The 13,391-nt window shown below is 62.1% G+C and carries 12 protein-coding genes; 2 read left to right on the top strand and 10 right to left on the bottom strand.

Annotated features, from left to right (window positions below; all coding sequences use genetic code 11):
- Nucleotides 1-28 precede the first annotated feature (28 nt).
- The 5 genes from HBO19_RS20460 to HBO19_RS20440 form a co-directional block, all read right to left on the bottom strand.
- Complete coding sequence (locus HBO19_RS20460; RefSeq protein ID WP_169953907.1) at nucleotides 29-805, bottom strand: hypothetical protein; 777 nt, start codon at nucleotides 803-805, stop codon at nucleotides 29-31.
- 304 nt (nucleotides 806-1,109) lie between these two features.
- A complete protein-coding gene (tcyN, locus tag HBO19_RS20455) occupies nucleotides 1,110-1,856 on the bottom strand; it encodes an L-cystine ABC transporter ATP-binding protein TcyN (RefSeq protein WP_169953906.1) in 747 nt (248 codons plus the stop codon).
- A gap of 3 nt (nucleotides 1,857-1,859) precedes the next feature.
- The gene (gene tcyL / locus HBO19_RS20450) at nucleotides 1,860-2,525 is read right to left on the bottom strand and encodes a cystine ABC transporter permease (protein WP_169953905.1); all 666 of its coding nucleotides are present in this window, start codon (nucleotides 2,523-2,525) and stop codon (nucleotides 1,860-1,862) included.
- Entirely contained in the window at nucleotides 2,525-3,319 is a 795-nt protein-coding gene (gene tcyJ / locus HBO19_RS20445) for a cystine ABC transporter substrate-binding protein (protein ID WP_169953904.1), read from the bottom strand. Before tcyJ ends, tcyL begins: the two co-directional genes overlap by 1 nt.
- Before the next feature lie 177 nt (nucleotides 3,320-3,496).
- Entirely contained in the window at nucleotides 3,497-4,489 is a 993-nt protein-coding gene (locus HBO19_RS20440) for a D-cysteine desulfhydrase (protein WP_170058175.1), read from the bottom strand.
- Between the two features lie 167 nt (nucleotides 4,490-4,656).
- On the opposite strand from HBO19_RS20440, the gene epsC reads away from it, so the two are divergent.
- Both epsC and betT read left to right on the top strand, forming a co-directional pair.
- Complete coding sequence (gene epsC, locus HBO19_RS20435) at nucleotides 4,657-5,583, top strand: serine O-acetyltransferase EpsC (protein ID WP_170042334.1); 927 nt, start codon at nucleotides 4,657-4,659, stop codon at nucleotides 5,581-5,583.
- Between the two features lie 392 nt (nucleotides 5,584-5,975).
- Nucleotides 5,976-7,937 (top strand): choline transporter BetT, encoded by a 1,962-nt coding sequence (betT, locus tag HBO19_RS20430; protein ID WP_170058230.1) that lies wholly within the window; start codon nucleotides 5,976-5,978, stop codon nucleotides 7,935-7,937.
- A 39-nt stretch (nucleotides 7,938-7,976) separates the two neighbouring features.
- Here the strand turns inward: betT and tauD are convergent, their stop codons facing one another.
- From tauD to gshA, 5 genes are all read right to left on the bottom strand, one after another.
- Complete coding sequence (gene tauD / locus HBO19_RS20425; protein ID WP_170058174.1) at nucleotides 7,977-8,813, bottom strand: taurine dioxygenase; 837 nt, start codon at nucleotides 8,811-8,813, stop codon at nucleotides 7,977-7,979.
- A gap of 12 nt (nucleotides 8,814-8,825) precedes the next feature.
- Nucleotides 8,826-9,653 (bottom strand): taurine ABC transporter permease TauC, encoded by an 828-nt coding sequence (gene tauC / locus HBO19_RS20420; RefSeq protein ID WP_169953900.1) that lies wholly within the window; start codon nucleotides 9,651-9,653, stop codon nucleotides 8,826-8,828.
- Complete coding sequence (tauB, locus tag HBO19_RS20415; RefSeq protein ID WP_170058173.1) at nucleotides 9,650-10,429, bottom strand: taurine ABC transporter ATP-binding subunit; 780 nt, start codon at nucleotides 10,427-10,429, stop codon at nucleotides 9,650-9,652. The genes tauC and tauB overlap by 4 nt, the downstream gene beginning before the upstream one ends.
- 16 nt (nucleotides 10,430-10,445) lie before the next feature.
- Nucleotides 10,446-11,423 carry a taurine ABC transporter substrate-binding protein gene (gene tauA, locus HBO19_RS20410; RefSeq protein WP_170042337.1) on the bottom strand — a complete coding sequence of 326 codons (978 nt, stop codon included), beginning with the start codon at nucleotides 11,421-11,423 and terminating at the stop codon, nucleotides 10,446-10,448.
- A gap of 203 nt (nucleotides 11,424-11,626) precedes the next feature.
- Nucleotides 11,627-13,210, bottom strand: coding sequence for a glutamate--cysteine ligase (gshA, locus tag HBO19_RS20405; protein WP_170058172.1), 1,584 nt, complete (start codon nucleotides 13,208-13,210; stop codon nucleotides 11,627-11,629).
- Between the last annotated feature and the right edge of the window lie 181 nt (nucleotides 13,211-13,391).

Here is a 13,391-nt window from a genome sequence, read left to right as displayed (position 1 = left end):
ACTTTTAGGAATATGCATAGAAGGTCTGTCACCCCGGCTCGCACGGTGAGCCAGGACGCCGTGGCTGGTACACCGACAAGGCCTCAGCCGGGCCTGGGGCTTTGGCCTGGGCGATGCTCACGATGCGCCCGGGCGCCCAGCGTGAGTTGTTGCCCACGCGGTCGATCACGCAGTAGGTGACCTCCTGGCGCGCGTCGTCCCCCGCTTCGAGGATCAGCGTCGAAGGCACCCAAACCTGCACGGGCCGCCCCACCCCGGTGGGGTGGATGGGGGGCAGGTCCAGGCGCGCATCGCCCCAGCGCAGGGTGATTGCATCTCCGGCGGCCATGTTCAGGTAGGGCTCGATGGTCAACGGCACGCCCCGGCGGATCTGGCTGGGGTTGACGCCATGGCGGCGGATGGTTTCAGGCAGGCCCACGGGGGCCAGGTTCTGGTTTTCTGCGCCACACAGCACCGATGGCGGGCCGCCCGGGCAGGCAGTCTTGACCTGCACCCGGGTAATCATCGAGCGCGCCGGGCCGCGCCCCACTTGCATGACCCGGTAGTGAATCCGTGCGGCACCATTTTGCACAAAGCTTTCCGGTACCCGCAGGCTGCTGGGCTGGCCGATATCGGCGGCGCTCACGCGCTTGGAGGCGGCAAAGCAGTTGTTCCAGAACAGCTCGATCAAGTCGCCCTTGCCCATGTCCGGGTAGGGGGCGATATCGACCTGCAAATAGGTGGCGGCCTGCGCGTTGATACCTTGTTTGAGAGCCTGGGGCACTGTCGGCGCGGCGAGCATGGCCAGGGGGGGAATGTGCTTCATAAATAATCTCCTTGATGCAGCCAGCAGCGATCGTTCCGAACCTCAGGCATGGGGTTCGAAAGGAACGTTTTTTTGAAAAGCCAGGATAGGATCCAATCCAGTGGGCCCTAGATAAGAGGGTTGGCCAGGGGGCGTCAATGGAGGCAAAAGGCTAAACGGCGGGTTGGGGATTATTCAGAAGGGTCTTACTGATGGCTGCTATTAAAGGGGGCGTTGATAGGCGCTTTGCCCAATGATTACGGGGACTTTTCCGAAAGGGAGGATACATGTGGGAGCCGGCAAGCCGGCTCCTACAAGGGCAGGGTCAGTGGGTGAGGAATTTGCTGAGGAACTGCCGGGTGCGTTCTTCTTTGGGGTTGGCAAACAACGCCTTGGCGTCGCCTTGCTCGACGATGACGCCCTTGTCGAAAAAGACCACGCGGTTGGCCACGTCCCGGGCAAAACTCATTTCGTGGGTGACGATGACCATGGTGCGGTTCTCTTCGGCAAGGCTGCGGATGGTCGCCAGTACTTCGCCCACCAGCTCCGGGTCGAGGGCCGAGGTCGGCTCATCGAACAGGATCACTTCCGGCTCCATCGCCAAGGCCCGGGCAATGGCCACCCGTTGCTGCTGGCCACCGGACAGGCGCCGTGGATAGGCGTCTTCCTTGCCTGCCAGGCCGACCTTGGCCAGCAGGGCCCGCCCGAGACGGTCGGCGGCGTCGCGCGGCATCTTCTTGACCACCAGGGGGCCTTCGATGACGTTTTCCAGGGCGGTGCGATGGGGGAACAGGTTGAAGTTCTGGAACACAAAGCCCACATGCTGGCGCAGGCGCCGCACCAGGGCCTGTTGCTGGTTGAGCGGACGGCTGCCGTCGATCTCGATGTCGCCGACCTTGATCCGGCCACTGGTGGGTTCTTCGAGGAAGTTCAGGCAGCGCAGGAAGGTGGTCTTGCCGGAGCCGCTGGGGCCAATGATGGCGACAACTTCGCCTTCCTTGACCTCCAGGTCGATCCCATTGAGCACCACCTGACCCTTGAATTGTTTGGTCAGTTTTTCAACCACGATCATGCTTCAAGACTCCAGGTCATGCCGGTTGACCCGGTCTTCCAGGCGGTTCTGAAAATGCGCCAGGATGCTTGCCAGGACCCAGTAGACCAGGGCCGCAGACAGGTACATGGTGAAAATTTCGAAGGTGCGCGCCGATACCAATTGGGCCTGGCGGAACAGCTCGGGCACCTGGATGGTGGCGGCCAGCGCCGTGTCCTTGACCAGCGAAATAAAACTATTGCCCAAGGGCGGCAGGGCCGTGCGCATCGCCTGCGGCAGGATGGCCCGGCGCAGGGTCTGCGCGCGGGTCATGCCGATACTGGCGGCAGCTTCCCACTGGCCACGCTCGATGGAGCCGATGGCCGCGCGCAGGATTTCACAGGCGTAGGCGGCCATGTTCAGCGAGAAGCCGATCATCGCCGCCGGGATCGGGTCCAGCTCGATACCCACTTGCGGCAAGCCGTAGTAGATCAAAAACAGCTGCACCAGCAACGGCGTGCCGCGAAAGAACGAGACATAGACCCTGGCCGTCCAGCTCAAAAGCTTGAAGCGCGACAGGCGCATCAAGGCCAGGCCGAAGCCTAGCAGCAAGCCGAAAAACATCCCGCCGAGGCTGAGGATCACCGTGTAATACGCGCCCTTGAGCAAAAAGGGCGCGGAGTCGAGCGCGAGTTGGAAACCTGCTTCCATTATTGAGTGACGTCAGCGTTGAAGTATTTCTCGGACAGCTTCTTCAAAGTGCCGTCGGCGCGCAGTTTATCGAGAGCCTGGTTGACCGCCTCAAGCAGCTCAGGCTCGCCTTTGCGCAGGGCAATCCCTGATTCCTGGCGGGAGAAGGCGTCACCGGCAGCGGCGGTGTCCTTGGCTTTTTTCGCATATTCCAGGGCCGCCAGGCGGTCGATCAGAATCGCGTCGATACGGCCGATGCGCAGGTCCTGGAACTTGGTCGGGTCGTCGTTATAGGTCTTGATGATGGCTTTGGGTTGGTTGTCCTTGAGCCATTGTTCGTAGTTGGTGCCAAGGCCCACCCCGACTTTCTTGCCGGCCAGGTCGTCGGCGGTCTTGATGGTGTCGACGTTTTTCGCCAGGGTCAGCGCCTGGATCCCGGAGACGGTGTAGGGCTTGGAGAAATCGTATTTTTTCTTGCGCTCTTCGGAGATCGTCACCTGGTTGACCACCGCGTCGAGGCGCTTGGATTCCAGGGCCGCGAGGATGCCGTCCCACGGGGTGGCCTGCAGCTTGACCTTGACGCCCAGCTCCTTGGCCAGGGCTTCGGACAGCTCGACTTCAAAGCCGCTGAGCTTGCCGTCTTCATCGACGAAGCTGAACGGCGGGTAGGTGCCTTCCAGGCCGATCTTGATCTCGCCGGCCTTCTTGATATTGCCCAGCTGTTCGCCGGCAACCGCCTGGCCCAACAACCCGGCGCCAAGGGCCAGGCCCAAAGTGCCAACCAGCAACGTACGACGCAATACAGAAATAGTCATGACAAGCCCCTGTGCTTTTTATGGTGTGCGAAGCAGGTGACGCAGTGGTCGTATCCTGCCCTAAAAACGCGGTGTGTGGGAGCGCGACTATAGGGCGAGTTTTAAAGCGTTAAAAATAATATAAATTAAGTTTTATATTCCATTTTTGCATATCAGGTGCAGATTCAATGTGTCCAGTCAGAACACTGAATCATAGGCAAACAACGCCGGCGCCCCCCCGGTGTGCAGGAAGATGATCGGACCTTCCCCGAACGCGCCGCGACCGATGCCATCGAGCAACCCGGCCATGGCCTTGCCGGTGTAGACCGGGTCCAGCAGCAGGCCTTCCTGACTCGCCAGCAGCTTGATTGCCGCCAGGGTGCCGGCGTTGGGTTCGCCATAGCGCGGGGCGAAGTATTCATCCCACAAAATCACTTTGAACGCGTCGGGTACCGCCACCCCCAGCAATTGCGCCGTGCGTTCGGCCAGGCCTTGGACCTTGGGCCGTTGCGCCTCGTCGGTGCGCGACACGGTGACGCCAATCACCGGCAAGTCCGGCAGCACTTCGCTCAACGCCAGGGCCAGGCCGCTGTGGGTGCCGGCGCTGCCCGAGGCCAGGACCACCGCCGCAAACTGCAGGCCGCTGTCCTGGATCTGCCCGGCCAATTCCAGCCCGGCCCGCACATAGCCCAGGGCACCCAGGGCGTTGGAGCCGCCGATTGGCACCAGATAGGGGGTCTTGCCGTTGCTGCGCAGGCGCTCGGCCAGGGCGTGGAGTTGCTCGTCGGCGTTGTCCAGGTTTTCGACCAGTTCGACCTTGGCGTCGAACAACTCGACCAACAAGCGGTTGCCGTTGCCCAGGTAGTTGGGGTCGTCGGTGCCCGTGGGGTTTTCCAGCAGGGCGACACAGCCCAGGCCCAGCTTGGCGGCGAGGGCTGCGGTCTGGCGCACATGGTTGGACTGGATAGCGCCGGCGGTGACCAGCGTATCGGCGCCCTGGGCCAAGGCATCGGCGGCGAGGTATTCGAGCTTGCGCAGTTTGTTGCCGCCCATGGCCAGCGGCGTGGTGTCGTCGCGCTTGACGTAGATATCACGGCCCAGCCAGGTCGACAGTCGTTCGAGTTTTTCCAGGGCGGTGGCGCCACCCAGTAGTTCCAGACGGTTAAAACGCTCGAGCTGTTGTTTGATCATGGTTACGCACGGGTAATAGAAGATGGGAGGGACTATAGGCAGGGCTTTTTGCGCGGGCAACCGCCAGTTGCTTATGCCAGAACGTTATGAGCATCGCACCATTGGTTATTAAGAGCGGCCCGGTTGCATACCGTAAAGTGATGGCCATTACCTCAGGAGGGATTACCGTGAGCGAGCGTTCCAGTCATTGGCAATTACAGACCATCGTCAGCCAGTTGCGCGGCGCCCGGGATCAGTGGCGTACGCGCAACGGCCGGGTCAGCGGCGAGCAGGGCGGTCGCGAGTTACCTTCCCGTGATGCGATGGCGCAGATTCTTGAAGCGCTGTGCGGCGCACTGTTCCCCATGCGCCTGGGGCCGGTGGATTTGCGCGAGGAGAGTGAGGATTTCTACGTCGGCCATACCCTCGATGTGGCGCTCAATGCCCTGCTCGCCCAGGCACGCCTGGAGTTGCGCTATGCCGCACGCCAAGGCGGCCGGGCCGATAATGAAGTCGATGCATTGGCCATTCGCCTGATCCAGGATTTTGCCCTGGCCTTGCCGGCGCTGCGCAGCCTGTTGGACACCGATGTGCTGGCGGCCTATCACGGCGACCCGGCCGCGCGCAGTGTGGATGAGGTGTTGCTGTGCTATCCGGGGATCCTCGCGGTGATCCACCATCGCCTGGCCCACCATTTGTATCGCGCCGGGCTGCCTTTGCTCGCGCGGATCAGCGCGGAAATCGCCCATTCGGCGACCGGCATCGATATTCACCCCGGCGCGCAGATCGGCCCGAGTTTCTTTATCGACCACGGCACGGGTGTGGTGATTGGCGAGACGGCGATCATTGGTGAGCGGGTGCGCATTTATCAAGCGGTGACCCTGGGCGCCAAGCGTTTCCCGGCGGATGAGGACGGGCAGTTGCAGAAGGGCCATCCACGGCACCCGATTGTCGAGGACGATGTGGTGATTTACGCCGGGGCGACGATCCTGGGGCGGATCACCATCGGCCAGGGCTCGACCATTGGCGGCAACGTGTGGCTGACGCGCAGCGTGCCGGCGGGGGCGAACATCACGCAGGCGAATTTGCAGCATGATGATGGGACGCAGAAGTAGTGACGACCTAATGTGGGAGCGGGCTTGCCCGCGATGGCGGTAGGCCAGTCAAATACCGCTAACCTGACACTCCGCTATCGCGGGCAAGCCCGCTCCCACAGGGGATAGCACTTCAATTTAGGTAAGCAATCGCTGAACGTTTTGCCTCTCCCGTCCGTCATACCCTTCCTTGAGCTAGTGTAGGAATTACCTACCACTCAGCCCTGCGATTAGTCCCAGACCGCCTATCCATGTTTAACTTGAACGTTCGTTCAAGTTAAACCGGTGGTTCGCTGCCCGCTCACAACAGGAGGCTTACCTTTGCTGAGTCCGTTTTATACAGCCACATCCCACACCCTCGAGGTGCACGGTTCATGAGTGCATCGTCTGTCCCTCCAAGCGGCCTGGTGCGCATGAATGCGCCGGTGTTTTACTTCGCCGCCAGCTTCATCCTGCTGTTTGGTGTCACCGTAATCGCGATCCCCGAACAGGCCGGCGCCTGGTTGCTGGCCGCGCAAAACTGGGCGGCCAATACGGTCGGCTGGTACTACATGCTGGCGATGACCCTGTATCTGATCTTCGTGGTGGTCACCGCGTTGTCTGGCTACGGCAAGATCAAACTCGGTGCCGACCACGACGAGCCCGAATTCAGTTATCTGTCCTGGGCCGGCATGCTGTTTGCCGCCGGGATCAGCATCACGCTGTTTTTCTTCTGCGTCTCGGAACCCTTGACCCACCTGGTGCAACCGCCCCAGGGCGAGGCCTTGAACGCCGACGCGGCGCGCCAGGCCATGCAGGTGCTGTTCCTGCATTGGGGCCTGCATGGCTGGGGTGTATTTGCGTTTGTCGGCATGGCCCTGGCGTACTTCGCCTACCGGCATAACCTGCCGCTGGCCTTGCGTTCGGCGCTGTATCCGCTGATCGGCAAGCGCATCAATGGCCCCATCGGCTACGCGGTGGATGGCTTCGGCATTATCGCCACAGTGTTCGGCCTGGGGGCTGACATGGGCTTTGGGGTGCTGCACCTCAACTCGGGCCTGGACTACCTGTTCGGCATCGCCCACACCCAATGGATCCAGGTCGGCCTGATCACCCTGATGATGGGCGCGGCGATCCTGGTTGCGGTGGCCGGTGTCGACAAGGGCGTGCGGGTCATGTCCGACATCAACATGCTGCTGGCCTGTGCGCTGCTGCTGTTTGTGTTGTTCGCCGGGCCCACCCAGCATTTGCTCAACACCCTGATCCAGAACATCGGTGACTACCTTGGCGCGTTGCCGAGCAAGAGTTTTGATGTGTACGCCTACGACAAGCCCAGCGACTGGCTCGGCGGTTGGACGGTGTTCTACTGGGCCTGGTGGATCGCCTGGTCGCCGTTCGTGGGCCTGTTCATCGCACGGATCTCCCGTGGTCGCACCATCCGCGAGTTCGTCTTTGGCGTGCTGCTGATCCCGCTGGGGTTCACCCTGGCGTGGATGTCGATCTTCGGCAACAGCGCGATTGACCAGGTGCTCAACCACGGCATGGTTGCCCTGGGTCAGTCGGCCATCGACGACCCGTCGATGAGCCTGTACCTGCTGCTGGAAACCTACCCGTGGAGCAAGACCGTGATCACCGTCACGGTGTTTATCAGCTTTGTGTTCTTTGTCACTTCGGCCGACTCCGGCACCGTGGTGCTGTCGACCCTGTCGTCCAAGGGCGGCAACGCCGATGAAGACGGGCCCAAGTGGCTGCGGGTGTTCTGGGGCGCGATGACGGCGCTGGTGACCAGCGCCTTGCTGTTTGCCGGTAGCATCGACTCGCTCAAGTCCGCGGTGGTGCTGACTTCGCTGCCGTTCTCGATGATCCTGCTGTTGATGATGTGGGGGCTGCACAAGGCGTTCTACCTCGAATCCCAGAAGCAGATCGCCCAACTGCACTCCCTGGCCCCGGTGTCGGCATCACGCAAGGGCCGTGGCGGCTGGCGCCAGCGCTTGAGCCAGGCGGTGCATTTCCCTTCACGGGACGAGGTCTACCGCTTCCTCGAAACCACGGTCCGCCCGGCGATTGAAGAAGTGACCGCCGTGTTTGTCGAGAAGGGCCTGAACGTGGTCACCCAGCCCGACCCGTCCAACGACAGCGTCAGCCTGGAAATCGGCCACGGCGAAGAGCATCCTTTTGTCTACCAGGTGCAGATGCGCGGCTACTTCACGCCGTCCTTTGCCCGTGGCGGCATGGGTTCCAAAGAGATGAACAACCGTCGCTACTACCGCGCCGAAGTGCACTTGAGCGAGGGCAGCCAGGACTACGACCTGGTGGGCTACACCAAGGAGCAGATCATCAACGACATCCTCGACCAGTACGAGCGGCACTTGCAGTTCTTGCATTTGGTCCGCTGAAACCTGTAGGAGCCGGCCTACCGGCTCCTACAGCGGGAGTCAGAAGGGGACGTCACCCAGAATCGTCGCCCGGTGCATCACTCGCCGCTGTGGGCGGTAGTCGTCCACGGCGTAGTGCTGGGTCACGCGGTTGTCCCAGAAGGCCACGTCGTTGGCTTGCCAGCGCCAGCGGATGGTGAATTCCGGCCGGGTGGCGTGGGCGAACAGCAGCTTGAGGATGACTTCGCTTTCGGCCGGCTCCAGTTCGTTGATCCGGGTGGTGAAGCCGTCGCTGACAAACAGCGATTTGCGCCCGCTGACCGGGTGGGTGCGGATCACCGGGTGGGACAGTGGCGGGTTCTTTCTGCGGGCCTCCTCCCAGCGGGCCAGGTCTTCGGCGGTGTTGCCGTAACGCTCCAGAGGGAACGAGCGGGTGAAGTCATGGGTTGCCGTCAGGCCGGTCAAAAAAGCCTTCATCGGTTCTGACAACGCATCAAAGGCCGCGATACCGCTGGCCCACAGTGTGTCACCGCCAAAGGCTGGCAGCAGCTTGGCGCTGAGTACTGCGCCCAGGGCCGGGGTGGGCAGGAAGGTTACGTCGGTGTGCCAGATGGCGTTGTCGCGCACGTCAGTGACGGCAGTGTCGAGCACCAGCACTTCTGGCTGCTCGGGCACGTTGGGGTAGATCGGGTGAATGTGCAGGTCACCGAAATTCGCCGCGAAGCGCGCTTGCTGCTGCGGGGTGATCAGCTGGTCGCGAAAGAACAGCACCGAATGCTGGAGCAACGCCTGCTCGATGGCGTCGCGCTGTTCGAGGTTCAGCGGCTGGCTGATATTGACGCCACTGATCTGGGCGCCCAGGGCGGTGCTTAAAGGGGTAACGGTCAGGCGGCTCATGTTGTTCTCTTCTTAGTGTGCCTGGCCATGCCACGGCACCAATTTACGCTGCAGGGCGCGCAGGCCCATTTCCATGGCAAAGGCGATCAGCGCGATCACCAGGATGCCCAGCACCACCACATCGGTCACCAGAAACTGCGCCGCCGACTGCACCATGAACCCCAGGCCGCTGGTAGCTGCGATCAACTCGGCGGCCACCAGGGTCGACCAACCCACACCCAGGCCGATGCGCACACCGGTGAGGATGTCGGGCAGGGCGCTGGGCAGAATCACATGGCGAATCAACTGCGCCCGGGTGGCGCCCAAAGACTGTGCTGCGCGCAATTTGGCCGGGTCGACGGTGCGTACGCCGGTGGCGGTGGCGATGGCAATCGGGGCGAAGATCGCTAGATAGATCAGCAACACCTTGGACAGCTCGCCGATGCCGCACCAGATCACGATCAACGGCAGATAGGCCAGCGGCGGGATCGGCCGGTAGAACTCGATCAGCGGGTCGAGAATGCCGCGGGCGATGCGGTTGGCGCCGATGGCAATGCCGATCGGCACGGCGGTTAGCACCGCAAAGCCCAGGCCCAGGCCGATACGCCCAAGGCTGGCGCCCAGGTGTTGCCAGAGGGTGGAATCCATGTAGCCGCTGGTCGCCAGCAGCCAGCCTTTTTGCAGCACGGCAGACGGTGGCGGCAGGAACAGCGGCTCGATCAGCCCGCTGGCGGTCACGGCCCACCACAGCGCCAGCAGCGCAACCAGGGTCAGCAGGCTGATCCAGCGCGTGCTCAGGCTGCGGCGCAACGGCGGGGTGATTGGGTTGGCGGCGGTGGCCGGGATTTCATAGCTGCTCATGCGTACACCTGCCGTTGCGAGAACACTTTGCCCAGCACATGTTCGCGGGTTTCGATAAACCGTGGGTCGGACTTGATCGCGCGGGCCGGCTCGCCGGCCGCGTAACGCTGGCCGAAATCCAGGCTCAGGCGCTCGACGATTTGCCCGGGGTTGGGTGCCAGCAAAATCAGGTCAGTGGCGAGGAAGACCGCTTCTTCGATGTCGTGGGTGATCAGGAACACCGGCTTGGCCGTGCGCCGCCAGACTTGCAGCAGCAGCTCCTGCATCTGTTCGCGGGTGAACGCATCGAGGGCGCCGAAGGGTTCGTCCATCAGCAGCACCCGTGGGTCGGCCGCCAGGGCGCGGGCCAGGCCGACGCGTTGTTTCTGCCCGCCAGACAGCTGCCAGATGCGCCGGCTGTCAAAACCGGCCAGGTCCACCAGGGCGAGCATTTCCCGGGCGCGGACTTGCCGCTGGGCCTTGGGCACGCCGGCCAGCTCCAGGCCGAAGCCGACATTGGCCAGCACATCCTGCCAGGGCAGCAAGGCATCGTCCTGGAACACCACGCCGCGCTCGGCACTCGGGCCTTGGACGGGCACGCCGTCTAGGGTGATGCGCCCGGCGCTGGGTTCGACGAAGCCGGCAATCAGGTTCAACAGCGAAGTCTTGCCACTGCCGGAAGGGCCGAGGGCCACCAGCAATTGCTGGGGGCCAAGGGTCAGGGAAATGTCCGCCAGCACGGGCGTGGTCGCGCCTGGGTACTGTGCGCTGATGCGCTCCAGCTGTAGCAAGGCCATCGCGGTGAACTCCTGATCAGTTAGTGATGAACTTGGCGCTGACGTAAGGGGCGTAGTCCGCCAGCACGGCTTCGACCTTGCCTTGTTCCTTGAGGAACGCGGCGGTGTCGGTCACGGCCTTGGTGGTCGGGGCGCCGAGCAGGGTTACTTGATCAGCGGCCAGCGGGTAGACGTTGCCTTGCAGCAGCAGCGGAATGTCGCTGGCCTTGGCGCCGGAGAGCTTCACCAGTTTGTCGACATTGCCCTTGTCGGCCAGCCAGGCTTGTGGGTCTTTACGGTATTGGGCGTAGGCATCGAGGGTGACTTTGGCGAAGGCGCTGACAATTTCCGGGTGCTTCTCGGCAAAGTCCTTACGCACGATCCAGGCATCGAAGGTCGGCGCGCCGAACTTGGCCAGTTCGCCGGAGGTGATCAGCACTTTGCCGTTTTCCTTGGCCACGCCCAGGGCCGGGTCCCAGACATAAGTGGCATCGATATCGCCACGCTTCCAGGCGGCAATGATGGCGGGCGGGGCGAGGTTGAGTACGGTGACTTTCGATGGGTCGATGTTCCAATGCTTGAGCGCGGCCAGCAGGCTGTAGTGGCCGGTTGAGACAAACGGTACGGCGATTTTCTTGCCGATCAGGTCCTGCGGGCTGTTGATCCCGGAACCGTTGCGCGCCACCAGGGCTTCGGCGCCGCCGATCTGGGTGGCGACGAGGAAGGTCTGCACCGGCACTTTGCGGGTGATGGCCGCGGTCAGCGGGCTGGAACCGAGGTAGCCGATCTGCACATCGCCGGAAGCGATGGCGGCAATGATATCGGCGCCATTGTCGAATTTGCGCCAGTCGATAGTGGCGTTCGTGGCTTTTTCATAAGCACCGTCGGCCTGGGCGACTTTGGCCGGGTCAACGGTGGTCTGATAGGCGATGGTCACGTCGGCCGCCTGGGCAAGCAGGCTGGCGCCGGCCAGGGACAGGGCCGCCAGGAGGCGTAAAGGGAAAGGTCGTAGCATGGAAAAGCTCCTCATCAGGCGGCCGCAGGTCGGCGTGTGAGGAGACTAAATGATCTAAGAATCCGAAAATAAATAACATTTTCGAATTAGCTTATGTAGGAGCGAGCTTGCTCGCGAAAAACCTTAACGATGACGCGTTCGGCTTGGATAAACGCGGCGTGCTTGAGTTTTTCGCGAGCAAGCTCGCTCCTACAAAGGGCGTGTCAGTTGCTGATCGCCAGGATGCTGGCCTGGTAAGACCCGACAAACACATCGAAATCGCCCACTTCGTTCTGCTCAAGCTCGGCCTGTTGTGCCAGGGAACTGCGGGCCAGCTCTTCAAAGCGTGCTTGTTCGTCCGCCGGCAACGGCTCGCTGCGGAAGTACTCGGCATGCACTTCGCTCTGACGCAGGGAGAACTGCGCGAAGCTTTCCTTGCGCTCCTGCATGGTCGCCAACACCTGGGCCGACGGGGTCAGGGAGGAGTCCTTGATCTTCGCCAACTGGGCATCCAGTGCCTGGCTGTGTTCGTTGATGCCCTGGCTCTGGTCGAGCAGCGCAGCCAGCGGTGCGATTTTTTCCAGTAGCTCGGCGGCCCATTCCTTCATTTCCACCGATTCGCCGCGACGCTGCAATTGCAGGCCCGGGCGCCGGCCTTCCTTGACCACGCTGAGGAAGTTCGACGTGGCATTGGCGCACTCGTTGTTTTCGAACAGCGGGCTGTCGTTCAGCGCGCAATACAGCAGGAACGCGTCGAGGAAGCGCGACTCCGGCAAGTCGATGCCCATCGGCAGGAACGGGTTGATGTCCAGGCAGCGCACTTCGATGTACTGGATGCCACGGGCCATCAGCGCCTGGATCGGCCGCTCGCCGGTGTAGGTCACGCGTTTGGGGCGGATGTTGGAGTAGTACTCGTTTTCGATCTGCAGGATGTTGGTGTTGAGCTGGACCCACTCACCATCCTTATGGGTGCCGACTTCGACGTAGGGCGCGTAGGGCGTTGCCACCGCTTCGCGCAGGCTGTCGGTGTAGCTGGCCAGATCGTTGTAGCAAGGGGTCAGGCCCGCCTGGGCGTTGCTCTGGTAACCCAGGTCGCTCATGCGCAGGCTGGTGGCATACGGCAGGTAAAGGGTGTCGGCATCGAACTGTTCAAGCTGATGGGACCGTCCGCGCAGGAAACCCGCATCCAGGGCCGGCGAGGCACCGAACAGGTACATCAGCAGCCAGCTGTAGCGGCGGAAGTTACGGATCAGGGCGATGTAGGCCGTGGACTGGTAGTCACGGTCGGTGCCCACGAAACCTTCGGTTTCCTTGAGCAGCGGCCACAGCTCTTCCGGCAGGGAAAAGTTGTAGTGGATCCCGGCGATGCACTGCATGGTCTTGCCGTAGCGCAGGGCCAGGCCCTTGCGATACACGTACTTGAGCTGTCCGATGTTGGAGGTGCCGTAGTAGGCAATCGGAATATCTTCCTCGGCCGGCAACGGGCACGGCATCGATGGACTCCACAGGTACTCGTTGCCGAGCTTGCTGTAGGCAAAACGATGAATCTTGTCGAGGCTGCGCAGGGTATCTGCCGGGTTGGGCAGCGCCGGCGTGATGAACTCCAGCAGCGACTCGGAATAGTCGGTGGTGATCGATTCATGGGTCAATGCCGCGCCCAGGGCCTCTGGATGCGGCGTTTGAGCCAGGCGGCCTTCGCCGGTGACACGCAGGCATTCACGCTCGATGCCGTGCAGGCAATGCTCAAGCAAAGAGAGGTGTTCGCGCTTGCCGAGCAGCGCCAGGCGGCGGTTGAGAAGTTCGCTCAAGTTGGATTCCTTCACGCGTCAGTCGCCCCAATATGGGGGTGGGCAAGACGGTCTACAAGGGTGAAGTTAAAACTGGCGTTATCGCCTGGTTTTCGAGCCGGAATAACCTGCTCTGAAAGTGCCGACTTCATTCCCTGAATTAGGCTATCGCGCAGGAAGAAAATTCCGACGCTGTTTTTGC

Origin of the sequence: Pseudomonas sp. WS 5021, from assembly GCF_012985535.1 — a bacterium.
Lineage (GTDB): Bacteria > Pseudomonadota > Gammaproteobacteria > Pseudomonadales > Pseudomonadaceae > Aquipseudomonas.
Note: the sequence above shows the minus strand (reverse complement) of the source record. Positions and strands in the feature narration are given on the sequence as shown.